This window comes from Nesterenkonia sp. Act20, from assembly GCF_019173455.1.
Classification (GTDB): Bacteria; Actinomycetota; Actinomycetes; order Actinomycetales; family Micrococcaceae; genus Nesterenkonia.
On record NZ_JADPQH010000002.1, the window covers coordinates 634693 to 658626 of the forward strand.

Below are 23934 nucleotides of genomic sequence, written 5' to 3' on the forward strand. Positions count from 1 at the left end.
TCTAGTGTCGGGTGGCCAGGACTACTGAGCGACCTGGGAGATGTCGAACGGCTTAGGCTGCTGGGCGACGTGCGGGTGCTCAGCACCTGCATAGACGCGCAGCTTCTTCAGCTGAGCCGTTCCGAGCTTGTTATGCGGCAACATGCCCTTGACTGCCTGGTAGACAGCCCGGGTGGGGTAGCGCTCGACCATCTCATTGAAGGTCAGCGACTTGATGCCACCGGGAAAGCCGGAGTGGCGCCAGTAGCGCTTCTTCTCGGCCTTGTCGCCGGTCATGGCGACCTTCTCGGCGTTGATGATGATGACGAAGTCGCCCATGTCCTGGTGTGGGACAAAGGTCGGCTTGTGCTTGCCGCGCAGCAGCGCGGCCGTCTGGGTGGCGAGGCGGCCCAGCACGACGTCAGTCGCGTCGATGACGTGCCACTGGGCATCGGCGTCGCCAGGCTTCGGGGTGTACGTACGCACGTTGGTATGCCTTCGGTCGATGTTCTACGGTTCAGTGCACTTGGCTCCCTGATGCTGTGAGCGGCACCAGGTGTCAGTGACTGTTTCTTCGCGAGTGCGACATCCGGATTCCCAGGTGAGGACTGGGAATTGACCGGGCCCGTGAGTTCCCCTGCAGTTCGCGGAGGCTTCAACCATGCAACTGAGCCGCCTCAACACGAACCCACGCAAGGGTGGACACGCACAACAACCAACCACTATACAGAGCGCCCCCACCTTTGAGCAAAGTCACTGATCATCGGAGATGCTCAGAGGCTGCTGTTCGGGCAGGGGCGCCGCTGAAAGCGGCTGGACTTCGGCACTGGATGCGGTGCCGAATCTCAGCGCTGACGGTTCAGCGCACGGCCCGCTTATAGGCATCGTTGGACATGTCCTCAAGCTCGCGCCCCTTGGTCTCCGGCACCCATTTGAGCACGAAGACCAGAGACAGCAGAGCGCATGCCGCGTAGAAGCCGTAGGCGAAGACCAGCGAGAAGTCGGCCATCTCCGGGAAGAGCATGGAGATGAGGAAGTTCGCGGCCCAGTTCGCCGAGGCCGTTACGCCCAGCGCCACGGCGCGCACCCTGTTGGGGAACATCTCGCCGAGCAGGACCCACATGAAGGGGCCCCAGGTGGCGCCGAAGAAGAGCACGAAGACGTTTGCCGAGACCAGCGCGATCATGCCCCAGGCGCCGGGCAGGTTCACGAGCTCTTCACCGTCGGCACCCATCGTGACCACAGCGTTGCTGAAGGCCACTGCCATCATGCCCAGGCCCAGCGCCATGCCGGCGGAGCCGACCGCGAGCGGGATCCGGCGGCCCACCTTGTCGACGATGATGATGCCGATGACGGTCGCGATGATGTTCACGCTGGTGGTGATGATCTGGACCAGGAAGGCCTGATCCTCGGCGATGCCCACGGCCTGCCACAGGGTGTTGGAGTAGTAGAAGATCACGTTGATGCCGACGAACTGCTGGAACACTGCCAGACCGAGTCCGACCCACACGATCGGTGAGATCTTTCCGCTGACGATCAGATCGCGGAACTTCTGCCGCGCCTCCATGTTGATGGTCTCGCGCACATCCTTGATCTTCTGCGCGATGGCGTTCTCGCCCTTGACGCCGACCACTTCTTCGAGGACCTTGGCAGCCTGCTTATCGCGACCGCGCGAGACCAGGTACCGCGGCGACTCGGGGATGGAGGAGGAGAGCAGCCCGTAGAGCAGCGCCGGTCCAGCCTCGAGCAGGAACATCCAGCGCCAGGCCTCCAGACCCCACCACAGCTGGTCGGCGGCCCCGCCGGCGAGGTTGGCGATGAAGGCGTTGGAGGAGGCTGCCATGAAGATGCCGACGACGATGGCCAGCTGCCACATCGAGCCCAGGCGCCCACGCAGGTTGGTCGGCGCCACCTCGGCGATGTAGGCCGGAGCGATCACCGAGGCCATGCCGACGGCGATGCCGCCGAGCACGCGCCAGATGACCAGGTCCACGGCGCCGAAGGCGAGGCCTGAACCCAGTGCCGAGATGAAGAACAATGCGGCGGCGACCATCATGGAGCGCTGGCGGCCGATCCGGTCGGAGAGGCTGCCGCCTGCCCATGCACCCACCATGCAGCCGAGCAGGGCTGAGGAGACGGTGAAGCCGATGGCGAGGTCGGAGAGGCCGAACTCGGACTGTATGGGGCCCACGGTTCCGTTGATCACGGCCGTGTCGAAGCCGAAGAGGAAGCCGCCGAACGCGGCGACCAGGACTACCCAGGCGACACCACCGATGCCGGAGTCCTGCGAGCTTGAAGTATTGCTCATCAGAGGTTGATTCCTTCTGTCAGGTCAGGGACGTGATGCCTTCTCCAGTGAAGGCAAGCCCGACCGATTATGGTGCCTCGACGTGAACCACGCCACCCCGGAAACCTCGCATCTGACGAGTGCGGCGCACTCCAAGCGAGACACCGGCCCGAATTCACAGGCGAACACCCTCGCGAACACCTGACGAGAGGATCTCTCCACGTGTCGCAAATCACGTCCATTCGCCCAGGTCAGAGAGAATCCCGCAGGGCCCTGGTCTGCTCGGCGCGCACTCCGAGCTGCTCATCCGCGGGGTACTGGACCGATTCCAGGACCAGTCCTGCCGGCGGTGCCAGGCGCACCTTCTCGTCCCAGCTCGGCACGGCGAGCCGGGTCAGCAGCCAACCGGGCTCCCTGCGCCCCTCCCCCACGTCCATGCAGGCCCCGATCAGTGCGCGCACCATGTGGTGACAGAAGGCATCAGCAGTGATGCGCGCCGTGATGATGCCGGCGTCGTCCCGTTCCATGCTGAAACGCTGCAGCTCCCGGATGGTGGTGCTGCGCTCACGCGGCCGGCAGAAGCTGCCGAAGTCGCGGAGTCCGTCCACGGAGGCGGCCTCGAGGCCCATCGCCTCAGCGTCCAGCCGTGTGCGATGCCAGGCGGTGTCGGAGCGACGCAGCGGGTCCTGCAGCCCTGGCGCGTCCGCGATCCGATAACGGTAGGTCCGGCTCAGAGCGGAGAATCGCGCGTCGAAATCCGGTGCCACCTCGCGCGCGGCAAAGACGACGATGGCGCCGCGCTGCGCGTTCAGCACACCTGCCAGTCGGCGCACCAGGGCTTCCTCGGCTGTGATGCTGCGTCCGCGGACCAGTCCGCTCCACTCCGCGGCGGTGAGGTCAAGGTGGACCACCTGCCCGCGCGCATGGACGCCGGCATCGGTGCGTCCTGCCACGATCAGCGGCACCTCACGGCGGAACAGCGTGGCGAGCCCTTCGCGGAGAGTCCCCTCCACGGTGCTCAGACCCGGCTGTGCCGCCCAGCCGTGAAAGGCGCTGCCGTCGTACGCCAGATCTAGACGTATCCGCACAGTCTCGGGCTGTGGATCCTCAGCGGTGTTCATCGTTCAAGCCTCTCTGCTCCTGAAGGCACGTGGCGCAGACACAGAGGCGCCCCCGATCACTCGGATCGGGGGCGCCTCTGCAGGGGTGAGAAGTGCTTACTTCTCGCCCTCGGTCTGCTCAGACTCAGCAGCCTCGGTGGACTGGGCCTCGGCAGAGGTGTTCTCTGCCGCGGCGGTCTCGGAGTCGTTCGCCTCGGTGGAGGTCTCCACCTGCGAGGTCTCCTGGGTGCCGGCGGTGCTCGTGGTGGCCTGCTCGGCCTCCTTGACCACTGCCTGCTTACGCGAAACCGGCTCCATGACGAGCTCGATGACAGCCATCGGAGCGTTGTCGCCCTTACGGTTGCCGATCTTCACGATCCGGGTGTAGCCGCCCTGGCGCTCGGCCATCGCGGGGGCGATGACGGTGAACAGCTCGTGGACGACTGCCTGATGAGTGGCGCTGTTGGCGCTGATCTTGCTGACCACGCGACGACGAGCGGCGATGTCGCCCTGCTTCGCCATCGTGATCAGACGTTCGGCATAGGGACGCAGGCGCTTGGCCTTGGTCAGCGTGGTGGTGATCGCGCGGTGCTCGAACAAGTTGGCCGACATGTTTGCCAGCATCAACTTCTCGTGCGACGGGCTGCCGCCCAGGCGCGGACCCTTGGTGGGGGTAGGCATGGTGTGGTTCTCCTTGAGTGGTGCGCAGTCAGTTCTACAAGAACATCAGCGCGAATAATTATCGTGGGCCGCAGTTCTTAGAACCGCTGCTGCTCGTCTTCGACGTAGTCCTCGTCGCCAGCTTCCTGGAAACGAGCGGCTGTCGGGTCAAAGCCTGCAGGGGAATCCTTGAGCGAGAGACCGAGCTCGACGAGCTTGTCCTTGACCTCGTCGATGGACTTGGCACCGAAGTTGCGGATGTCCATCAGGTCAGCCTCGGAGCGAGCCACGAGCTCACCCACTGTGTGGATGCCCTCGCGCTTGAGGCAGTTGTAGGACCGCACGGTCAGCTCGAGATCTTCGATGGGCAGCGCCATGTCGGCGGCCAGCGCGGCGTCGGTCGGCGAGGGGCCGATCTCGATGCCTTCGGCTGCGACATTGAGCTCACGTGCCAGCGAGAACAGCTCCACCAGGGTGGTGCCGGCGGACGCCAGGGCATCGCGCGGCTCCATGGACGCCTTGGTCTCGACGTCGACGATGAGCTTGTCGAAGTCGGTGCGCTGCTCGACGCGGGTGGCCTCGACCTTGAAGGAGACCTTCAAGACCGGTGAGTAGATCGAGTCAACCGGGATGCGGCCGATCTCGGCATCTGCCATCTTGTTCTGTGCTGCCGAGACGTAGCCGCGGCCTCGCTCGACGGTCAGCTCCATGTCGAGCTTGCCGTGCTCGTTGAGCGTGGCGAGGTGCAGGTCCGGGTTGTGGAACTCCACTCCGGCCGGCGGTGTGATGTCGGCGGCGGTGACCGGACCTGGGCCCTCCTTGCGGAGGTAGGCGACCACGGGCTCGTCATGCTCGGAAGAGACGGAGAGTCGCTTCACGTTGAGGATGAGCTCGGTGACGTCTTCCTTGGTCCCGGCGATCGTGGTGAACTCGTGGAGGACACCGTCGATACGAACGCTGGTGACTGCCGCACCTGGGATGGATGAAAGCAGGGTCCGACGCATTGAGTTGCCGAGGGTGTAGCCGAAGCCCGGCTCGAGGGGCTCGATGGTGAATCGGGAGCGGTTCTCGGCGACAACTTCTTCGGTCAGCGTGGGGCGCTGTGCAATGAGCACTGATTGTTCCTTTCAGAGTGCATCCGCTATATGACGCATTCTCACTGAGTAATGATGCTCGGCCTGCCCCCGGCGCAGCGGCCGGGGACAGGCTCTAAATGTCTTGTAAAGAAGCTCGCTCAGACGCGACGGCGCTTGGGCGGGCGGCAGCCGTTGTGCGCGCTCGGGGTGACGTCCGAGATGGAGCCCACCTCGAGACCAGCGGCCTGAAGGGAGCGGATCGCGGTCTCGCGTCCGGAGCCGGGGCCCTTGACGAAGACCTCGACCTTCTTCATGCCGTGCTCCTGGGCGCGCTTGGCGGCCTGCTCAGCGGCAAGCTGTGCGGCGAAAGGAGTGGACTTGCGGGAGCCCTTGAATCCGACCTCGCCCGATGATGCCCAGGACACGACGGCGCCCGAGGGATCGGTGATCGAGACGATGGTGTTGTTGAAGGTCGACTTGATGTGAGCCTGGCCCTGCGTGATGTTCTTACTGGCTTTGCGGCGCGGTTTGCGGGCCGCTGCGCGAGTCTTTGGTGGCATTTCTTCTCCGTGACTAAGTTCTTCGGATCAGCTGCTGCTGGCGTGAATGGGCCTGCGGTGCTGAACTACTTCTTCTTACCTGCAACGGTCTTCTTCGAGCCCTTGCGGGTTCGAGCATTGGTCTTGGTGCGCTGACCACGGACCGGAAGGCCGCGGCGATGGCGCAGACCCTCGTAGGAGCCGATCTCGACCTTGCGGCGGATGTCGGCGGCGACCTCGCGGCGGAGGTCACCTTCAACGGTGAGATGGCTCTCGATGTAGTCACGCAGAGAGATCAGCTGTTCGTCAGTCAGATCCTTCACGCGGGTACCAGCTTCGATACCGGTTGCTTGGACGGCTGATTCGGCGCTGGTGCGCCCAACGCCGTAGATATAAGTGAGTGCGATCACCGTGCGCTTTTCGCGCGGGATGTCCACACCTGCCAGACGTGCCACGTGGCAGTCCTCCTTGTTCTCTTCCGAAGGTCTTCAGCAGTGCAATTCCCTCTGGGACCGTCTCGGTCCGACATCGGAGGTGATGTCATCAGCGGGTCCCCGGCCTTCGGAAACCGGGGGTGTGCTCGTCCAGCTCAGTGACGGGCTGCACTGCCATATGATGTGAGCTGTCCAGCGCGGGTGCGCCCTCACCTACTCAAGTAGTAAGTGAAGGACTCAGCCCTGGCGCTGCTTGTGGCGTGGGTTCGACTTGCAGATCACACGAATCACGCCGCTGCGGCGGATGACTTTGCAGTCAGTGCAGATCTGCTTCACGCTCGGCTGAACCTTCATGGGTTCTCCTCATTATTCGGTCGCGTGCGACAGTTTTTTACGTGTACCGACGCGTTCGTCGACTCACTTATAGCGGTAGACGATGCGTCCACGGTTGAGGTCATACGGGCTCATCTCCACCACCACGCGATCCTCAGGAAGGATGCGAATGTAGTGCTGGCGCATCTTGCCCGAAATGGTTGCGAGGACGACGTGCTCGTTCTCCAGACGCACGCGGAACATTGCATTCGGCAGAGCCTCAGAGACTCGACCCTCTACCTCGATGACGCCTTCTTTTTTACCCATATGCTCCACATACCGTTCGCGACCCCCCGGTCATGAGCAACTCACACTGCGGCGCAGTGCGGCGACACATGACTGTGGGGTCTGATTCGATTGCTGCGGCGACTCGACGGTCCTGCATGCAGGCACGCTGAACCGCAGAGACAACCAGCAGTCAAGACTACAGGATGGGCTGGCACCGGGACAACTCCGCCGGTGCGAAGGGTCTGGCGGCCCGGATCAGGGGGTGGTGTCAGGCGGCCGGGATGGGCACGGGGGTCACGCCCAGCGGCTCGAGCTCGGAGGCTCCGCCGTCGGCTGCGGTGAGCACCCAGATGCCCTCGGCGTGCCGGGCCACCGAATGTTCCCACTGGCTCGCATGCGAGCCGTCGGTGGTCACCACGGTCCAGTCGTCCTCGAGGACCCGGGTCTCGATGCCCCCGCGAGTGAGCATCGGCTCGATCGCCAGGGCCATGCCCGGCTTGATCCGAGCGCCCTTCATTCCGGTGGAGTAGTTGAACACGTCGGGCGCCATATGCATCTGCGATCCGATGCCGTGACCCACGTAGTCCTCGAGAATCCCGAGCGGTCTGCCTGACTGGGCTGCCACGTACTCCTCGATGGCCTCCCCGATCTCGCCGGTGCTCTTGGCCTCGGCGAAGGCGGCGATGCCGCGCCACATCGCCGAAGACGTGATCTGGGAGAGTCGCTCATCCTCCGGGTCGGCGGTGCCCGCCGTGGCGTCGCCCAGGATGAGCGTGCGGGCGGAGTCTGAGTGCCAGCCTTCGACGATGCACCCTCCGTCCACCTTGAGCACGTCTCCTGCTTGGAGCACCCTCTCCCCCGGGATCCCGTGGACCACTTCGTCGTTGACCGAGGTGCAGATATAGCCGGGGAAGCCGTGATAGTTCAAGAAGTTCGGCTTTGCCCCACGTGCGGTGATGAGTTCGGCGAACACGTCATTGAGCGCAGACGTGGTCACGCCGGGGGCGGCTGCCGCCAGGGTCGCATCCAGCGCCTCGCTGAGGATGGCACCGGCCGCGGCCATATGGCCGAGCTGCTGCGGAGACTTCAGCTCGATCCGGCTTCGGGAGAACATCAGGACTTCAGCGCTGCCATGATGCGCGAGTTGACGTCTTCCACAGGGCCCAGGCCGTCGACCCGACGCACAAGCCCACGGGCATCGTACTCGGCGATCATGGGCGCGGTCTCAGAGCTGAAGATCTCCAGCCGACGACGGATGGCGCTCTCGTCGGCGTCGTCCTCTCGTCCCTCGATCTCAGCGCGCTTCTTGAGCCGCTCGATGAGTTCCTCACGGTCGGCGGTGAGCTCCAGGACGACGTCGAGGGAGACCTCGAGGCGTTCGAGCATCTCATCGAGCGCCTCGACCTGAACGCGATTGCGCGGGTAGCCATCGAGCAGAAAGCCGTTGCTCGCGTCCTCCCAGGTGAGGCGGTCCTCGATCATGCGGTTCGTCACGGAGTCCGGCACCAGGTCCCCTGCGTCGACGTACTTCTGCGCCTCGCGTCCGAGTTCCGTCTGCTCCTTGATGTTCACTCGGAAGATGTCACCCGTGGAGATGGCCACGATGCCGAGCTCCTCGGAGATCTTCTTCGACTGGGTGCCCTTGCCTGAGCCGGCAGGTCCGACAATCAACATGCGCGTCATCGCAACAACCCTTCGTAGTTCCGCTGTTCCATCTGTGCGTTGATCTGCTTGACCGTGGTCAGGCCGACGCCGACCATGATCAGGATCGACGTGCCGCCGAACGGGAAGTTCTGGTTTGCTCCGATCAGCACGAACGCGATCAGTGGGATCAGTGCGATCAGGCCCAGGTACAGCGCACCCGGGAAGGTGATCCGTGAGATGACGTAGGCCAGGTAGCTCTCTGTGGGCTTGCCGGCGCGGATGCCAGGGATGAAGCCACCGAACTTGCGCATGTTCTCGGCGACCTCGTTCGGGTTGAACGTGATCGTCACATAGAAGTAGGTGAAGAAGATGGTCATCAGGAAGAAGGTGGCCATATAGAGCGGGTGGGCACCGCCCACGAAGTAGGTCTGCACGAACTCGATCAGCCAGGAGGGCTCCTCCCCCGGGCCGGGCTGGTTGAACTGTGCGAGCACCGAGGGAAGCATCAGCACCGAGGACGCGAAGATGACCGGAATGACACCGGCCATGTTGACCTTGATCGGGATGTAAGTGGAGGTTCCGCCCACGGTGCGGCGACCCACCTGACGCTTGGCGTACTGGACGGGGACGCGACGCTGGGACTGCTCGACGAAGACGACGGCGGTGATGGTGACCAGTCCGATGAGCAGCACCATGCCGAAGGTCCGCCATCCCTGGGTGGTCCAGATCTCTCCCATCGCGCCGGGGAAGCCGGCGGCGATGGAGACGAAGATCAGGATGGACATGCCGTTGCCGACACCACGCTCGGTGATCTGTTCGCCGAGCCACATGATCAGTGCGACGCCGGTGACCAGCGCCAGGATCATCAGCAGAATGACGGGAAGGGCGTCGCTGGTGGTGATGGGGATGTCACAGCCGAGCAGAGTGCCGGTGCGCGCGGTCGTCACCAGCGTGGTGGCGTTGAGCGTCGCGAGGGCGATCGTCAGGTATCGGGTGTACTGGGTGAGCTTCGCCTGGCCCTGCGGCCCCTCACGCTGGAGGTTCTCGAACCGGGGGATGACCACGCGCAGCAGCTGCACGATGATCGCCGCGGTGATGTAGGGCATGATCCCCAGCGCGAATATGGACACCTGGAGCAGTGCGCCGCCGGAGAACATATTGACGAAGGAGTAGAGGCCGCCCTCAGTGGTCCCCAGTGCCAGGCACTGCTGGACGGCTGAGTAGTCCACCCCGGGGGCCGGGATGAATGCGCCGATGCGGTAGATCGCGATGATCGCGATGGTGAACCAGATCTTTCGACGCAGGTCGGGTGTCTTGAACACCCTTGCGATCGCGCTGAACAAGCGGCCTCCTGATGCGTGAATTGCCTGTGTGATGCCTTCGGCCACACAGGCAGTCATACTAACGCGCGGTGCGCATGAGAAAAGAATCCTGAGACCGTGACCGGCCAGGATATGGCTGGTCACGGCCCGGATATGAAGAGACCCCCGTGGTAATCCACGGGGGTCTCTCACATGTGAGAACCGATCAGGCCTGCTTGGAAGCAGCCTTCAGCGGCAGCTGCTCGGTGGAGCCACCGGCAGCATTGATCTTCTCCACGGCGCTGGCCGAGAAGGCGTGTGCCTTCACGGTCACGGCCACGGAGATCTCGCCTGATCCGAGCACCTTGACGGGGCGGCCCTTGCGAGCAGCACCCTTGGCGATCAGGTCATCGGCTGTGACGTCTCCGCCCTCGGGGAACATCTCGCCAAGCTTGGTCAGATTGACCGGCGAGTATTCCACGCGGAACGGGTTCTTGAAGCCGCGCAGCTTCGGAAGGCGCATGTGCAGCGGAAGCTGTCCACCCTCGAAGCCGGCACGGACCTGGTAACGGGCCTTCGTACCCTTGGTACCACGGCCTGCAGTCTTGCCCTTGGAAGCCTCACCACGCCCAACACGGGTGCGGGACTTCTTGGAGCCGGGCGCCGGACGCAGATCGTGGACCTTGAGGACGTTGGAATCCGCAGCGGTGTTCTCTGCCATCCTTAGTTCGCCTCCTCAGCCTTGACTAGATGCTTCACGCTGTTGAGCATGCCCACGGTCACGGCGTCGGCGTCGCGGACCACAGTGTGGCCCACGCGCTTGAGTCCAAGCGAGCGAACAGTCTCGCGGTGCTTGGGGTTGGCGCCGATCAGTGACTTGACCTGGGTGACGGTGAGCTTGTGCTCGCCGGTCTTCAGGTTTCGCGCGGTGTTGTAGTTGACGGTACTGCGCAAGGTCATGCACCTGCCTTCTGTGCACGGGCCTCGCGGTCAGCCGCCATAGTGCGCAGCATGCGCGCCGGTGCGATCTCGTCGAGAGCCTTGCCGCGACGTGCTGCCACGGACTCGGGCTCTTCGAGCTGCTTGAGGGCATCGATGGTGCCGTGAACGATGTTGATGGCGTTCACCGAGCCCATGGACTTGGTCAGCACGTCGTGGATGCCTGCGCACTCGAGTACGGCGCGGACAGGACCTCCAGCGATCACACCGGTACCCGGTGCTGCGGGACGAAGCAGGACGACGCCGGCAGCATCCTCACCCTTGACCAGGTGCGGGATGGTGGAGCCGACGCGAGGGACGCGGAAGAAGCTCTTCTTGGCCTCTTCCACACCCTTGGCGATGGCCGCCGGGACTTCCTTGGCCTTGCCGTATCCGACGCCGACCAGACCATCGCCGTCTCCGACGATGACCAGGGCGGTGAAGCTGAAGCGACGACCACCCTTGACGACCTTGGAGACGCGGTTGATCGTCACGACGCGCTCGAGGAACTTGTCCTTCTCCTCTTCGCGACCGCCACGACCGCGACCGCGGCCGCCGCCTTCGCTGCGACCTCCACGACCACCGCGGTTGTCACCGCGGCCGCCGCGATCGCCGCGAGCTGAGTTGGTGTTCTCGCCGGCAGCCTGAGTCTGCGAGGCAGTCTCCGGTGCGGCGGTTTCTTTGGCCTCAGTCACAGACGAGTCCTTCACGGGGTTGTTTGCGTTCTCACTCACAGCTTCAGCCCACCTTCCCGGGCGCCGTCAGCGACGGCTGCCACGCGACCGTGGTACTTGTTGCCGCCGCGGTCGAAGACCACGGCGTCGATGCCAGCTGCTTTGGCGCGCTCGGCGACCATTTCGCCGACCTTCTTCGCCTTGGCGGTCTTGTCGCCGTCGAAGCTGCGCAGGTCCGCCTCCATAGTGGTGGCGGAGACCAGGGTCTTGCCCTCGAGGTCATTGACCACCTGGGCGACCATGTGACGAGCGGAGCGGTTGACCACCAGGCGCGGACGCTCGGCGGAGCCGTTGAGCTTCTTGCGCAGGCGGAGGTGGCGGCGGCCGCGGGCAGCGGATTTGGATTTGCCCTTGATACCAATAGCCATGGTTTACTTACCTGCCTTTCCGGCCTTGCGGCGAATCTGCTCGCCCTCGTAACGCACGCCTTTGCCCTTATAGGGGTCAGGCTTGCGCAGCTTGCGGATATTGGCGGCGACCTCGCCGACCTGCTGCTTGTCGATACCGATGACAGACAGCTTGGTGGCGCCATCGACCTGGAAGGTGATGCCCGCAGGGGCCTTCACCGGAACCGGGTGCGAGTAGCCGAGTGCGAACTCCAGGTCATCGCCCTTCGGCAGCACACGGTAACCGGTGCCGACGATCTCGAGCTTCTTGGAGTAGCCCTCTGTGACACCGATGACCATGTTGTTGATCAGGGTGCGGGTGAGGCCGTGCAGCGAACGGGATTCGCGTTCGTCGTTGGGACGGGACACCGTGATGATGCCCTCGTCCTGGGTGACGGTGATGCCTTCGGCAAGAGTGCGGGAAAGTTCGCCCTTGGGCCCTTTGACAGAGACCTCGCGACCTTCCAGCTTAACCTCGACGCCGGCAGGGAGGGTGATCGGAAGACGACCGATGCGTGACATAGTGCTTCGACTCCTTCCGGTTACCAGACGTAGGCGAGGACTTCCCCACCGACGCCCTTCTTTGCTGCCTGCCGGTCGGTAAGGAGACCGGAGGATGTGGACAGGATCGCGATGCCCAGGCCGCCCAAGACGTGCGGGAGGTTGGTGGACTTCGCATACACCCGGAGACCGGGCTTGGAGATGCGGCGCAGGCCGGCGATCGAACGCTCACGGTTCGGGCCGAACTTGAGGTCGATGGCCAGGGTCTTTCCGACCTCGGCCTCCTCTTCACGCCATTCGGTGATGTAACCTTCCGCCTTCAGGATGTCGGCCACGCGCACCTTCAACTTCGAGCTGGGCATGGACACCTGATCGTGGAAAGCCGAGTTGGCATTGCGCAGACGTGTCAGCATGTCTGCGACTGGGTCAGTCATTGTCATGAGGGGCTTCTGCCCTTCCTCGCCGTGGTTTCCAGTCTCCCGAGGAACTCGATGGTCCGGCTGCTGCCGAACCGACCGGAACCTTTGGTGAAGGGACCTGCGGCGTAGTGATTATTGGTCGGTCTTGAAGGGGAAGCCCAGCGCCTTGAGCAGTGCGCGGCCTTCCTCATCAGTCTTGGCGGTGGTCACCACGGTGATGTCCATGCCGCGGGGGCGATCGATCTTGTCCTGGTCGATCTCGTGGAACACCGACTGCTCGGTCAAACCGAAGGTGTAGTTGCCGTTGCCGTCGAACTGCTTTCCGCTGAGTCCGCGGAAATCGCGGATACGGGGCAGCGCAAGGGTCACGAGGCGATCCACGAATTCCCACATGCGATCGCCGCGCAGCGTGGTGTGGGTACCGATCGGCATGCCTTCACGCAGCTTGAACTGCGCGATGGACTTCCGTGCACGGGTCACCTTCGGCTTCTGACCGGTGATCTTGGTCAGATCCTCAACGGCGCCCTGGATGAGCTTGGAGTCGCGAGCTGCCTCGCCGACGCCCATGTTGACCACGACCTTGACCAGGCCGGGGACCTCCATGACGTTGGAGTATCCGTACTCTTCCTGCAGTGTGGACCGGATCTCCTCGCGGTACTTGCTCTTCAGCCGCGGGGTGGTCTTCTCAGTCTGGCTCTGAACCTCAGTCATCACAGGTCCTTTCCGGAGGCCTTGGCGACGCGGATGCGCACAGTCTTGCTGACGCCATCACGCTCCACAGTCTCCTGCCGGTAGCCGACGCGAGTCGGCTTGCCGGACTCGGGGTCGACCACAGCGACGTTGGAGATGTGGATGGTGGCCTCAGACTCCACGATGCCGCCCTCGGTGCTGCCGAACTGGCCGGCACGGAGGTGGCGCTTCATGCGGTTGACGCCCTCGACGAGGACGCGTTCCTTGGCGGGCAGGACCTGCAGGACTTTGCCCTGCTTGCCCTTGTCCTTGCCGGTGAGGACCTGGACGAGGTCGTCTTTCTTGATCTTGGCCATGAGTCAGAGCACCTCCGGAGCGAGCGAGACGATCTTCATGAACTTCTTGTCGCGCAGTTCGCGACCCACCGGCCCGAAGATACGGGTACCGCGCGGCTCCGGAGTGTCACCCTTGAGGATGACGGCAGCGTTCTCATCGAAGCTGATGTAGGAGCCGTCGTTGCGACGGGTCTTCTTCTTTGAACGCACGACGACAGCCTTGATGACGTCGCCCTTCTTGACATTTCCGCCCGGAATTGCGTCCTTGACGGTGGCGACGAATGTGTCGCCGATACCTGCATAGCGGCGTCCGGATCCACCGAGGACACGGATGACAAGGACTTCCTTGGCACCGGTGTTGTCGGCGATCTTGAGCCGCGATTCCTGTTGAATCACTTGGTTTTCTCCTGTCGTCACACTGGTTCTCGCACTCGTGCCGATCATCTCGGCTGGCGAGCCTTGTGGAACTTCTAGCCTGAGTCGGACACCTGGAGCGACGGGTGTCGCCCCGGGCCTGTGGTCCGACTTACCTGACAGTCCCCTGGCCGCTTACCCACACACTCTCCATCCCTTGAAGGACGGGCAGTTGAATGCATGGCCGAGGCGGCGTTTCCCGGGGCCCGGAGGCCCTTTCGGGGACGTGCGCTGTCCTCTGAGGTGGATAGCCTCATCTATAAGGGCGCACAGCCTCAAAATCATACACGAGATACGCCGAAGGCCCAACTCCGCACTGCCAGTGCGGAAGTCGGGCCTTCAGTGGTGCAGCGTGCGACCTCGGGTCCTGCGCTGGTTCAGCTGAACCGGCGAGGACCCGAGGGCCTGATCACTCTGCCTTTTCGACGATCTCGGCGAGCCGCCAGCGCTTGGAGGCTGACAGCGGACGGGTCTCAGCGATGACTACGGTATCGCCGATCCCTGCCTGCTCGGTCTCATCGTGTGCCATGAATTTGGTGTGCCGCTTCATGATCTTGCCGTACAGGCCGTGCTTACGACGATCCTCGACCTCGACGACGATGGTCTTGGCCATCTTGTCGGAGACGACGACGCCGCGCAGGGTCTTACGGTCATTGCGGGTTTCTGCAGATGCTTCGCTCATGCTCAGTCCTCAGCCTTCTCTTCGTTCTGCTCATCGGCCGAATCAGAGGAGGCTGCGTCGGCATCGACATTCTCGCGAATGCCCAGCTCGCGCTCACGCAGCACCGTGTAGATACGGGCGATGTCGCGCTTGATGTCCCTCAACCGGCTGGAGTTCTCCAGCTGGCCTGTGGCGGACTGGAAGCGGAGGTTGAACAGCTCTTCCTTGGAAGAACGCAGCGCCTCTGCAAGCCCTGCGGAGTCCATCTCTGCGAGCTTCTCAACGGTCAGCTCATTGGTTCCAACTGCCATCGTCACTCACCACTCTCTCGGCTGATCACGCGTGCCTTCATGGGCAGCTTGTGGATTGCCAGCCGGAGCGCCTCTTTGGCGACTTCCTCGCTGACACCGGACAGCTCGAACATGATGCGTCCGGGCTTGACGTTGGCGATCCACCACTCCGGGGAACCCTTACCGGAGCCCATGCGGACCTCGGCAGGCTTCTTCGTCAGTGGCTGGTCGGGATAGATGTTGATCCAGACCTTGCCGCCGCGCTTGATGTGGCGGGTCATGGCGATACGCGCAGCTTCAATCTGGCGGTTCGTCACGTAGGCCGGATCAAGGGCCTGGATGCCGTACTCGCCGAAGGCGAGCTCGGTTCCGCCCTTTGCCTGCCCGCGGCGCTTAGGCCGGTGGGGCTTGCGGTACTTGACTCGACGTGGCATCAACATCAGTTCTGCCCTCCTTCAGCGCCGGAGCCTGCTTCGGCGGGTGCCTGGGCACCGGCTTCGCGTCCACGGCCGGGACCGCGACGACGACGCTCTTCGCCACCACGGGCTCCGCCTGCTCCTCCGCGTCCGCCGCGAGCTCCACCGCGACCGGAAGGCTGTGCAGCCTGCTGCGCGGCGAGTTCCTTGGCGGTGAGATCGCCCTTGTAGACCCAGACCTTCACGCCGATGCGACCGAAGGTGGTCTTCGCTTCGTGCTTGCCGAAGTCGATGTTCGCGCGCAGCGTGTGCAGCGGAACTCGTCCCTCGCGGTAGAACTCGGAGCGGGACATCTCGGCGCCGCCGAGACGACCGGCGCACTGGATACGGATACCCTTGGCGCCGGAACGCATGGCCGAGGTGATGGCCTTCTTCATCGCGCGGCGGAACGCCACACGTGCTGCGAGCTGCTCAGCGACACCCTGGGCGACCAGCTGTGCATCGGTCTCGGGGCTCTTGACCTCGAGGATGTTCAGCTGGATCTGCTTGGCGGTGAGCTTCTCCAGTTCGCTGCGGATGCGGTCTGCCTCGGCGCCGCGGCGACCGATGACGATGCCTGGGCGCGCAGTGTGGATATCCACACGGACACGATCGCGAGTGCGCTCAATCTCAACCTTCGAGATGCCGGCGCGCTCCACGGTCTTGGCCAACAGCTCACGGATTTGGACGTCTTCTTTCACGAAGTCCTTGTAACGCTGACCGGCCTTCGTGGAGTCGGCGTACCAGTGTGAGATGTGGTCGGTCGTGATGCCCAGACGGAAACCATTGGGGTTAATCTTCTGTCCCACTACTGATCCCCACCTTTCTCTTCGGCGCCGACCACGATGGTGACGTGGCTGGTGCGCTTGTTGATGCGGAACGCCCGGCCCTGCGCACGGGGGCGGAACCGCTTCATGGTCGGACCTTCGTCGACGCGTGCCTCGGTGATGAAGAAGGCGTCTTCGTTGAAGGCGACTCCTTCCTTGTCTGCATGCTGGCGAGCATTCGCCAGAGCAGAGGCGACCACCTTGTACACCGGCTCTGTAGCGCCCTGAGGGGCGAACTTCAGAATGGCCAGTGCTTCGTTGGCCTGCTTGCCGCGGACAAGGTCGACGACGCGCCGGGCCTTCATAGGCGTCACACGCAGGTAGCGCGCAATTGCCTTGGCTTCCATTGCTTTCCTTCTCTCGTCTTGTGACACGTTGGTCAAGCTCACTTCTCGCTCCTCAGATGAGGAAGCGATCAGCGGCGCTTGCCCTTCTTGTCGTCCTTCACATGGCCGCGGAATGTACGCGTCGGAGCGAACTCGCCGAGCTTGTGCCCGACCATCGACTCAGTGATGAACACGGGGATGTGCTTACGTCCGTCATGGACGGCCACAGTGTGGCCGAGCATGTCGGGGATGATCATGGAACGGCGGGACCATGTCTTGATGACATTCTTGGTGCCCTTTTCGTTCTCAGCGACGACCTTGAGGTACAGGTGCTGATCAACGAAGGGGCCCTTCTTCAAGCTGCGTGGCATGTCTCCAGGCTCCTATCGCTTGTTCTTGGTACGACGGCGACGCACGATGAGCTTGTCGCTTTCCTTGTTCGGACGGCGAGTGCGGCCCTCTGGCTTGCCGTTGGGGTTCACCGGATGGCGACCACCGGAGGTCTTGCCCTCGCCACCACCGTGCGGGTGGTCGACCGGGTTCATCACAACACCGCGGACGGTCGGACGAACGCCCTTCCAGCGCATGCGTCCTGCCTTGCCCCAGTTGATGTTGGACTGCTCAGCATTGCCCACGGCGCCGACGGTTGCCCGGCAGCGTACATCGACATTGCGAACTTCACCGGAGGGCAGACGCAGCTGGGCGTACTTGCCCTCGCGGGCGACCAGCTGGATGGAGGCGCCTGCAGAACGGCCGAGCTTCGCGCCGCCTGCTGGTCGCAGCTCCACCGCGTGCACCACGGTGCCGAGCGGGATGTTGCGCAGCGGCAGGTTGTTGCCGGGCTTGATGTCCGCGTTCGGACCGGACTCAACCGCTGCGCCCTGCTCCAGCTTGGCTGGGGCGAGGATGTAGCGCTTGGTGCCGTCCACGAAGTGCAGCAGGGCGATGCGAGCGGTGCGGTTCGGGTCATACTCGATGTGAGCGACCTTCGCCGGAACGCCGTCCTTGTCAGAGCGACGGAAGTCGATGACGCGGTACTGGCGCTTATGCCCGCCACCCTTGTGACGAGTGGTGATCTTGCCTGAGCTGTTGCGGCCGCCTGTCTTGGACAGCGGGCGCAGCAGGGATTTCTCCGGGGTGTCCCGAGTGATCTCTGCGAAGTCGGCCACAGACGAGCCGCGTTGGCCCGGTGTGTTCGGCTTGAGGTTACGGATAGCCATATTCTTCTTCCTCGATCAAGTGGTTCCGATCAGCCGATCAGGCTGCGGATCCTCCGAAGATGTCAATGTTGTAGCCCTCTTTGAGGGTGATGATGGCGCGCTTGGTACCAGTGCGCGAGCCCCATCCGAACTTGGTGCGCTTGCGCTTGCCAGCTCGGTTGATGGTGTTGACCGAGTTCACACGCACGGAGAAGATCTTCTCCACGGCGTACTTGATCTCGGACTTCGTGGCTCGGGGGTCCACCAGGAAGGTGAACTTGCCCTCGTCGATCAGCCCGTAGGACTTCTCCGACACGACGGGTGCGATGATGACGTCGCGCGGGTCCTTGCTTGTCAGGACGCTCACTTGGTCTCCTCCTTCGCAGTGCCCTGTGCCAGGAAGGCGTCATAGCCGGCCTGGGTGAACACGATGTCATCGGAGACGATGACGTCGTAGGTGTTCAGCTGGTCGGCATACAGGGTGTGGACGTGGGGCAGGTTGCGGGTCGACAGTGCGGCGATGTCATCGCTGCGGTCGATCACGACGAGCCAGTTGCGGTTCGCGCCGCCGAGGCCTGCCAGTGCGGCCTTGGCCGCCTTGGTGGAGGCCGTGTCGACGACCAGCGAATCCACCACGTGGATACGGTCGTTGCGCGCCCGGTCGGAGAGGGCTCCGCGAAGAGCGGCTGCCTTCATCTTTTTGGGCGTGCGCTGGGCGTAGTCACGCGGGGTGGGGCCATGGACGATGCCACCGCCGATCATGTGCGGTCCGCGCATGGAGCCCTGACGGGCACGGCCGGTGCCCTTCTGGCGGAACGGCTTGGCGCCGGTGCCGGAGACCTCAGAGCGAGTCTTGGTCTTGTGGGTGCCCTGGCGAGCAGCAGCCCGCTGCGCGACGACCACCTGGTGGATCAGCGCGACGTTGGTCTTGGCGTCGAATACCTCTGCGGGGAAGTCGACAGAAACCTTGTTGGCCATGTGGATCATGCTCCCTTCACTGCGGTGCGGACCAGGACGACCTGGCCACGAGCACCCGGAAGGGCGCCCTTGATGAGCAGCAGGTTCTTCTCGGCGTCCACTGCGTGAACGGTCAGGTTATGGGTCGTCTGACGGACTCCGCCCATGCGACCGGCCATGCGCAGACCCTTGAAGACGCGACCCGGGGTCGAGGCGCCGCCGATGGAGCCGGGCTTGCGGTGGTTCTTGTGCGAACCATGCGAAGCGCCGACACCGGCGAAGCCGTGGCGCTTCATGACGCCTGCGAAGCCCTTGCCCTTGGTCTTGCCGATGACGTCGACCTTCTGGCCGGTCTCGAAAGACTCGACGGTCAGGTCCTGTCCGAGCTCGTAGGAGCCGGAGTCACCGGTGCGGATCTCGACGACGTGGCGACGCGGGGTCACACCGGCCTTCTCGAAGTGGCCGGCCAGCGGCTTGGTCACCTTGCGCGGATCGATGCGGCCGAAGCCGATCTGGACGGAGTTGTAGCCGTCGCTCTCTGCGGTGCGGATCTGGGTCACGACATTGGAGTCGGCTTGGACGACAGTGACTGGGATGAGGTTGTTGTTCTCGTCCCAGACCTGGGTCATGCCGAGCTTCGTGCCCAGCAGTCCCTTGACGTTCAGTTCAACGCGGGAAATATTGGTCATAGTTTTCTCAGCACCTCCCTGCTCTAAAGCTTGATCTCGATGTTGACGTCTGCAGGCAGGTCGAGTCGCATCAGGGAATCGACAGCCTTGGGCGTCGGGTCCACGATGTCGATGAGGCGCTTATGGGTGCGCATCTCGAAGTGCTCGCGAGAGTCCTTGTATTTATGGGGAGAGCGAATCACGGCGTACACGTTCTTCTCGGTGGGCAGCGGCACTGGGCCGACAACCGTTGCACCAGCACGTGTGACCGTGTCGACGATCTTCCGGGCCGAGGTGTCGATGACTTCGTGGTCATACGACTTCAGCCGGATGCGGATTTTTTGTCCCGCCATGCGTTGAGCCTCTTTCTGGTGTTCTGACATTCGTCTCTCGTCGCAGCCCACGACTGCGTGGAGCCGAGGGCTCCCAGAAAGGCAACGCGCACACCCGTTGGGGTTGTGGGCGGATCTGACCTTCTGCAGTTGTGGGCTGCGCACCCGGGCTTCGAGGACTCCATCTTGCGAGTCCGACGTCGCTTGTCAGGTGCACGTTCCGGGCGACACGAATCCGTCCTGATCGGGTGCTGTGTCTCCACAGACCCCGACGGGTTCCTCGTGCTGCCGGATGTCCGACCCCCGCGGTCGGGCGTGTCGCTTAGATGAGCAGTTTCTCTGCGCACAGCGAGACACACCGCGAGGTGCCGGTCTTGAAGTTATAGCTGTTCGCCCACTCCGTGTGCCGTCAAGGCACACGGCGGCTGAGAGCCCGTGAGCAACCTGTCTATTCTCACACAGATCCCCAGTCACCACAAACAGAATCCCCGGTGACCGTGGTCACCGGGGATTCTGTGTGCTCGGGTGAATCAGCAGCCAGGCTGCCGACTCAGGGGCCGAGGATCAAGCCAAGATCGTGAGTCTTACTTCAGGATCTTGGTGACTCGACCTGAACCAACGGTGCGTCCACCCTCGCGGATGGCGAAGCCGAGGCCGTCTTCCATGGCGATCTCCTGGATGAGCTCAACAGTCATCTCGGTGTTATCGCCCGGCATGACCATCTCGGTGCCCTCGGGCAGTGAGATGACACCGGTGACATCGGTGGTCCGGAAGTAGAACTGCGGACGGTAGTTGGTGTAGAAGGGGTTGTGGCGTCCGCCCTCATCCTTGGAGAGGATGTAGACGTTGGCCTCGAACTGCGTGTGCGGGGTGATGGAGCCGGGGGCGGCCACAACCTGGCCACGCTCGACGTCATCACGCTTCAGACCGCGAAGCAGCAGTCCACAGTTCTCGCCGGCCCAAGCCTCGTCGAGCTGCTTGTGGAACATCTCGATACCGGTGACGGTGGTCTTCTGCTTGGGGCGGATGCCGAGGATCTCGATCTCGGAGTTGATCTTCAGCGTGCCGCGCTCGGCGCGACCGGTCACCACGGTGCCGCGACCGGTGATGGTGAAGACGTCCTCGATCGGCATCAGGAACGGCTTGTCCTTGTCACGCTCTGGCTCGGGGATGAAGGTATCCACGGCCTCCATGAGGTCTTCAACGGTCTTGACCCACTCAGCATCGCCCTCGAGAGCCTTCAGGCCTGAGGTGCGGATGACCGGTGCGTTGTCGCCGTCGTAACCCTGGGAATCGAGGAGCTCGCGCACCTCCATCTCGACGAGGTCCAGGAGCTCTTCGTCCTCGACCATGTCGGACTTGTTCAGTGCGACCAGCAGGGCGGGCACGCCGACCTGGCGGGCGAGCAGCACGTGCTCGCGGGTCTGCGCCATCGGACCGTCGGTGGCGGCGACGACCAGGATCGCACCGTCCATCTGAGCGGCACCGGTGATCATGTTCTTCACGTAGTCAGCGTGACCGGGGGCGTCCACGTGTGCATAGTGGCGCGCCTCGGTCTGGTACTCCACGTGGGAGACGTTGATCGTGATGCCGCGCTCGCGCTCCTCGGGAGCGTTGTCGATCGAGGCGAAGTCGCGACCCTGGTTGAGCTCGGGGTACTTCTCCGACAGGACCTTAGAGATCGCAGCTGTCAGGGTGGTCTTGCCATGGTCGACGTGACCGATGGTGCCGATGTTAAGGTGCGGCTTGTTACGCTCGAACTTTGCCTTGGCCACAGGTTCCTCCTAAGAAACTTGTTCAGGTAAGAAGACTTACTCCAGCCGCACTGTCAACGAGGCTGAAACTCATGCAAGTCTACTAATCGCTAGGTATTTGGTGAAATTATCCGAATGATGGTTCGTGAGGAGCAGTGGAGGTCATTCGGAGACCTCGCTTCCTCCAGGCTGCGTCGATCCGCCCGGTCCGGACGGCCGGGCCTCCCCCGATGCGGAGTCGGCCCGGCCGTCCGGTGCGTGGATCAGGCGCCGCGGTTCTTCTCGATGATCTCTTCGGCCACGGCCTTCGGAACCTCGACGTACGAGTTGAAGGACATGGTGAAGACGGCACGACCCTGCGTGCGTGAGCGCAGTTCGCCGATGTAGCCGAACATCTCGGAGAGCGGCACAAGTGCCTTGATGACCTTCACGCCTGCCGCGTCATCCATGGACTGGATCTGACCGCGACGGGAGTTCAGGTCGCCGATGACTTCGCCCATGTACTCCTCGGGAGTACGGACTTCGACGGACATGGTCGGCTCGAGCAACACCGGGTTGGCCCGGCGCGCGCCCTCTTTGAGGACCTGGGAGCCGGCCAGCTTGAACGCCATCTCCGAGGAGTCGACGTCGTGGTAAGCGCCGTCGACCAGTTCGGCACGGACGCCGACCATCGGGTAGCCGGCGAGGACGCCGAGACCCATGGCGTCCTGGATGCCTGCATCCACGGAGGGGATGTACTCGCGGGGAATGCGTCCACCGGTCACCAGGTTGGCGAATTCATACATCTCGCCGTCCGAGGTGTCCATGGGCTCGAAGTTCATGAGCACCTTGGCGAACTGACCCGAACCACCGGTCTGCTTCTTGTGGGTGTAGTCGACCTTCTCCACACGCTTCTTGATGGTCTCGCGGTAGGCCACCTGAGGCTTGCCCACGTTGGCCTCGACGTTGAACTCGCGGCGCATGCGGTCCACCAGGATGTCCAGGTGAAGCTCGCCCATGCCGCCGATCTCGGTCTGGCCGGTCTCATCGTTCTGGGTGACGGTGAAGGTCGGGTCCTCGGCTGCCAGCTTCTGAATGGCCGTGGAGAGCTTCTCCTGGTCACTCTTCGACTTCGGCTCGATGGCCACGGAGATCACGGGCTCCGGGAAGGTCATCGACTCGAGCACGATCTGGTCGTTCGGATCGCACAGCGTGTCGCCGGTGGTGGTGTCCTTGAGCCCGATGACCGCGTAGATGTGCCCGGCCTGGATCTCCTCGACCGGGTTCTCCTTGTTCGCGTGCATCTGGAAGAGCTTGCCGATGCGCTCCTTCTTGCCCTTCGTGGAGTTCACGATCTGCGCGCCGGCGGACAGCTTGCCCGAGTAGACGCGGATGAAGGTGAGCTGCCCGAAGAAGGGGTGGGAAGCGATCTTGAACGCCAGTGCCGAGAAGGGCTCGTCCTTGCGGGGACGGCGAGTCAGGATGACGTCCTCATGGTTGGGCTTGTGGCCCTCCATGGCCTCGACGTCTGCCGGGGTGGGCAGGTAGTCGATGACGGCGTCGAGCATGGGCTGCACTCCGCGGTTCTTGAACGCCGAGCCGCAGAACACGGGGTAGGCGGCCGAGGCCACGGTGAGCTTGCGGATGCCTTCCTTGAGCTCGTCGTTGGAGATCTCTTCGCCTTCGAGGTACTTGTTCATCAGCACGTCGTCAGCTTCCGCGACCTGCTCGATGAGCGTGTTGCGGTACTCCTCGGCGGACTCCTTGAGCTCCTCAGGGATCTCACGGGTCTCGTACTCAGCACCCATGGTCACGTCGCCCTTGGCGTCGCCGGGCCATACGAGGGCCTTCATCTGCAGCAGGTCGACGACGCCGACGAAGTCGCTCTCGGAGCCGATCGGCAGCTGCATCACCAGCGGAGTCGCGCCGAGGCGGGACTTGATGGTGTCGACGGTGTAGTAGAAGTCAGCGCCGAGCTTGTCCATCTTGTTGACGAAGCAGATGCGCGGGACGTTGTACTTGTCGGCCTGGCGCCAGACGGTCTCGGACTGCGGCTCCACGCCTTCCTTGCCGTCGAAGACGGCGACGGCGCCATCGAGGACGCGCAGCGCGCGCTCCACCTCGACGGTGAAGTCGACGTGACCCGGGGTGTCGATGATGTTGATCTGGTTGTCGCCCCAGAAGCAGGTCACCGCGGCAGAGGTGATCGTGATGCCGCGCTCTTTCTCCTGCTCCATCCAGTCCGTCGTGGACGCACCGTCGTGGGTTTCACCGATCTTGTGGTTCATGCCGGTGTAGAACAGGATGCGTTCGGTTGCGGTGGTCTTACCGGCATCAATGTGAGCCATGATGCCGATGTTGCGGACCTTCTTGAGGTCAGTGAGCACGTCTTGTGCCACGGTGATTCCC

Annotated in this window: 34 protein-coding genes; all 34 read right to left on the minus strand. The window is 63.4% G+C overall.

Annotation, left to right across the window (positions count from 1 at the left end; all coding sequences use genetic code 11):
- Positions 1-21 precede the first annotated feature (21 nt).
- The 34 genes from rplM to fusA all read right to left on the minus strand — a co-directional run bounded on the left by rplM (position 22) and on the right by fusA (position 23924).
- Complete coding sequence (gene rplM, locus IY716_RS12570) at positions 22-465, minus strand: 50S ribosomal protein L13 (RefSeq protein WP_218222015.1); 444 nt, start codon at positions 463-465, stop codon at positions 22-24.
- A gap of 373 nt (positions 466-838) precedes the next feature.
- The gene (locus IY716_RS12575; protein ID WP_218222016.1) at positions 839-2287 is read right to left on the minus strand and encodes a sugar porter family MFS transporter; all 1449 of its coding nucleotides are present in this window, start codon (positions 2285-2287) and stop codon (positions 839-841) included.
- A gap of 230 nt (positions 2288-2517) precedes the next feature.
- A complete protein-coding gene (gene truA, locus IY716_RS12580; RefSeq protein WP_218222017.1) occupies positions 2518-3387 on the minus strand; it encodes a tRNA pseudouridine(38-40) synthase TruA in 870 nt (289 codons plus the stop codon).
- A 96-nt stretch (positions 3388-3483) separates the two neighbouring features.
- The gene (gene rplQ / locus IY716_RS12585; protein WP_218222018.1) at positions 3484-4047 is read right to left on the minus strand and encodes a 50S ribosomal protein L17; all 564 of its coding nucleotides are present in this window, start codon (positions 4045-4047) and stop codon (positions 3484-3486) included.
- A 77-nt stretch (positions 4048-4124) separates the two neighbouring features.
- Positions 4125-5141, minus strand: coding sequence for a DNA-directed RNA polymerase subunit alpha (locus tag IY716_RS12590; RefSeq protein ID WP_218222019.1), 1017 nt, complete (start codon positions 5139-5141; stop codon positions 4125-4127).
- 119 nt (positions 5142-5260) lie between these two features.
- Positions 5261-5662, minus strand: a complete 402-nt coding sequence (rpsK, locus tag IY716_RS12595) for a 30S ribosomal protein S11 (protein WP_192592289.1) — start codon at positions 5660-5662, stop codon at positions 5261-5263.
- Positions 5663-5727: 65 nt separating this feature from the next.
- Positions 5728-6096, minus strand: coding sequence for a 30S ribosomal protein S13 (gene rpsM / locus IY716_RS12600; RefSeq protein ID WP_218222020.1), 369 nt, complete (start codon positions 6094-6096; stop codon positions 5728-5730).
- Positions 6097-6312: 216 nt separating this feature from the next.
- Entirely contained in the window at positions 6313-6429 is a 117-nt protein-coding gene (gene rpmJ / locus IY716_RS12605) for a 50S ribosomal protein L36 (protein ID WP_036473268.1), read from the minus strand.
- Between the two features lie 63 nt (positions 6430-6492).
- The gene (gene infA, locus IY716_RS12610) at positions 6493-6714 is read right to left on the minus strand and encodes a translation initiation factor IF-1 (RefSeq protein WP_036473267.1); all 222 of its coding nucleotides are present in this window, start codon (positions 6712-6714) and stop codon (positions 6493-6495) included.
- Between the two features lie 229 nt (positions 6715-6943).
- On the minus strand, positions 6944-7792 hold the full coding sequence (gene map / locus IY716_RS12615) for a type I methionyl aminopeptidase (RefSeq protein WP_218222228.1): 849 nt from the start codon (positions 7790-7792) through the stop codon (positions 6944-6946).
- Positions 7789-8358 (minus strand): adenylate kinase, encoded by a 570-nt coding sequence (locus tag IY716_RS12620; protein WP_218222021.1) that lies wholly within the window; start codon positions 8356-8358, stop codon positions 7789-7791. The genes map and IY716_RS12620 overlap by 4 nt, the downstream gene beginning before the upstream one ends.
- A complete protein-coding gene (secY, locus tag IY716_RS12625; protein ID WP_218222022.1) occupies positions 8355-9662 on the minus strand; it encodes a preprotein translocase subunit SecY in 1308 nt (435 codons plus the stop codon). The genes IY716_RS12620 and secY overlap by 4 nt, the downstream gene beginning before the upstream one ends.
- 184 nt (positions 9663-9846) lie before the next feature.
- The gene (gene rplO, locus IY716_RS12630; RefSeq protein WP_218222023.1) at positions 9847-10341 is read right to left on the minus strand and encodes a 50S ribosomal protein L15; all 495 of its coding nucleotides are present in this window, start codon (positions 10339-10341) and stop codon (positions 9847-9849) included.
- 2 nt (positions 10342-10343) lie between these two features.
- On the minus strand, positions 10344-10580 hold the full coding sequence (gene rpmD / locus IY716_RS12635; protein ID WP_192592283.1) for a 50S ribosomal protein L30: 237 nt from the start codon (positions 10578-10580) through the stop codon (positions 10344-10346).
- Positions 10577-11332, minus strand: coding sequence for a 30S ribosomal protein S5 (rpsE, locus tag IY716_RS12640; protein WP_369699713.1), 756 nt, complete (start codon positions 11330-11332; stop codon positions 10577-10579). The genes rpmD and rpsE overlap by 4 nt, the downstream gene beginning before the upstream one ends.
- Positions 11329-11700, minus strand: coding sequence for a 50S ribosomal protein L18 (gene rplR / locus IY716_RS12645; protein WP_192592282.1), 372 nt, complete (start codon positions 11698-11700; stop codon positions 11329-11331). The genes rpsE and rplR overlap by 4 nt, the downstream gene beginning before the upstream one ends.
- A 3-nt stretch (positions 11701-11703) precedes the next feature.
- Positions 11704-12240 (minus strand): 50S ribosomal protein L6, encoded by a 537-nt coding sequence (gene rplF / locus IY716_RS12650; RefSeq protein ID WP_218222024.1) that lies wholly within the window; start codon positions 12238-12240, stop codon positions 11704-11706.
- Positions 12241-12260: 20 nt separating this feature from the next.
- Positions 12261-12659 carry a 30S ribosomal protein S8 gene (gene rpsH / locus IY716_RS12655; protein ID WP_192592280.1) on the minus strand — a complete coding sequence of 133 codons (399 nt, stop codon included), beginning with the start codon at positions 12657-12659 and terminating at the stop codon, positions 12261-12263.
- Positions 12660-12770: 111 nt separating this feature from the next.
- Positions 12771-13349, minus strand: a complete 579-nt coding sequence (gene rplE / locus IY716_RS12660; RefSeq protein WP_218222025.1) for a 50S ribosomal protein L5 — start codon at positions 13347-13349, stop codon at positions 12771-12773.
- On the minus strand, positions 13349-13684 hold the full coding sequence (gene rplX / locus IY716_RS12665) for a 50S ribosomal protein L24 (protein WP_218222026.1): 336 nt from the start codon (positions 13682-13684) through the stop codon (positions 13349-13351). Before rplX ends, rplE begins: the two co-directional genes overlap by 1 nt.
- Before the next feature lie 3 nt (positions 13685-13687).
- On the minus strand, positions 13688-14059 hold the full coding sequence (rplN, locus tag IY716_RS12670) for a 50S ribosomal protein L14 (protein WP_192592277.1): 372 nt from the start codon (positions 14057-14059) through the stop codon (positions 13688-13690).
- Between the two features lie 427 nt (positions 14060-14486).
- A complete protein-coding gene (rpsQ, locus tag IY716_RS12675; RefSeq protein ID WP_192592276.1) occupies positions 14487-14759 on the minus strand; it encodes a 30S ribosomal protein S17 in 273 nt (90 codons plus the stop codon).
- Between the two features lie 2 nt (positions 14760-14761).
- Positions 14762-15049 (minus strand): 50S ribosomal protein L29, encoded by a 288-nt coding sequence (gene rpmC, locus IY716_RS12680; protein WP_192592275.1) that lies wholly within the window; start codon positions 15047-15049, stop codon positions 14762-14764.
- A 2-nt stretch (positions 15050-15051) separates the two neighbouring features.
- A complete protein-coding gene (gene rplP / locus IY716_RS12685; protein WP_192592274.1) occupies positions 15052-15468 on the minus strand; it encodes a 50S ribosomal protein L16 in 417 nt (138 codons plus the stop codon).
- The gene (rpsC, locus tag IY716_RS12690) at positions 15468-16292 is read right to left on the minus strand and encodes a 30S ribosomal protein S3 (protein ID WP_192592273.1); all 825 of its coding nucleotides are present in this window, start codon (positions 16290-16292) and stop codon (positions 15468-15470) included. The genes rplP and rpsC overlap by 1 nt, the downstream gene beginning before the upstream one ends.
- Entirely contained in the window at positions 16292-16657 is a 366-nt protein-coding gene (gene rplV, locus IY716_RS12695) for a 50S ribosomal protein L22 (protein ID WP_192592272.1), read from the minus strand. The genes rpsC and rplV overlap by 1 nt, the downstream gene beginning before the upstream one ends.
- A gap of 68 nt (positions 16658-16725) precedes the next feature.
- Positions 16726-17007 carry a 30S ribosomal protein S19 gene (rpsS, locus tag IY716_RS12700; RefSeq protein ID WP_058887529.1) on the minus strand — a complete coding sequence of 94 codons (282 nt, stop codon included), beginning with the start codon at positions 17005-17007 and terminating at the stop codon, positions 16726-16728.
- A 12-nt stretch (positions 17008-17019) separates the two neighbouring features.
- Positions 17020-17856 carry a 50S ribosomal protein L2 gene (rplB, locus tag IY716_RS12705; protein ID WP_192592271.1) on the minus strand — a complete coding sequence of 279 codons (837 nt, stop codon included), beginning with the start codon at positions 17854-17856 and terminating at the stop codon, positions 17020-17022.
- 37 nt (positions 17857-17893) lie between these two features.
- Positions 17894-18202, minus strand: a complete 309-nt coding sequence (gene rplW / locus IY716_RS12710) for a 50S ribosomal protein L23 (protein ID WP_192592270.1) — start codon at positions 18200-18202, stop codon at positions 17894-17896.
- Positions 18199-18813: a 50S ribosomal protein L4 gene (gene rplD, locus IY716_RS12715; protein WP_218222027.1), complete on the minus strand. Its 615-nt coding sequence runs from the start codon at positions 18811-18813 to the stop codon at positions 18199-18201. Before rplD ends, rplW begins: the two co-directional genes overlap by 4 nt.
- A gap of 5 nt (positions 18814-18818) precedes the next feature.
- A complete protein-coding gene (rplC, locus tag IY716_RS12720) occupies positions 18819-19481 on the minus strand; it encodes a 50S ribosomal protein L3 (protein ID WP_218222028.1) in 663 nt (220 codons plus the stop codon).
- Between the two features lie 23 nt (positions 19482-19504).
- On the minus strand, positions 19505-19813 hold the full coding sequence (gene rpsJ / locus IY716_RS12725; protein ID WP_022871716.1) for a 30S ribosomal protein S10: 309 nt from the start codon (positions 19811-19813) through the stop codon (positions 19505-19507).
- 563 nt (positions 19814-20376) lie between these two features.
- A complete protein-coding gene (gene tuf, locus IY716_RS12730; RefSeq protein ID WP_218222029.1) occupies positions 20377-21567 on the minus strand; it encodes an elongation factor Tu in 1191 nt (396 codons plus the stop codon).
- A 242-nt stretch (positions 21568-21809) separates the two neighbouring features.
- Positions 21810-23924, minus strand: coding sequence for an elongation factor G (fusA, locus tag IY716_RS12735; protein ID WP_218222030.1), 2115 nt, complete (start codon positions 23922-23924; stop codon positions 21810-21812).
- Positions 23925-23934 lie beyond the last annotated feature (10 nt).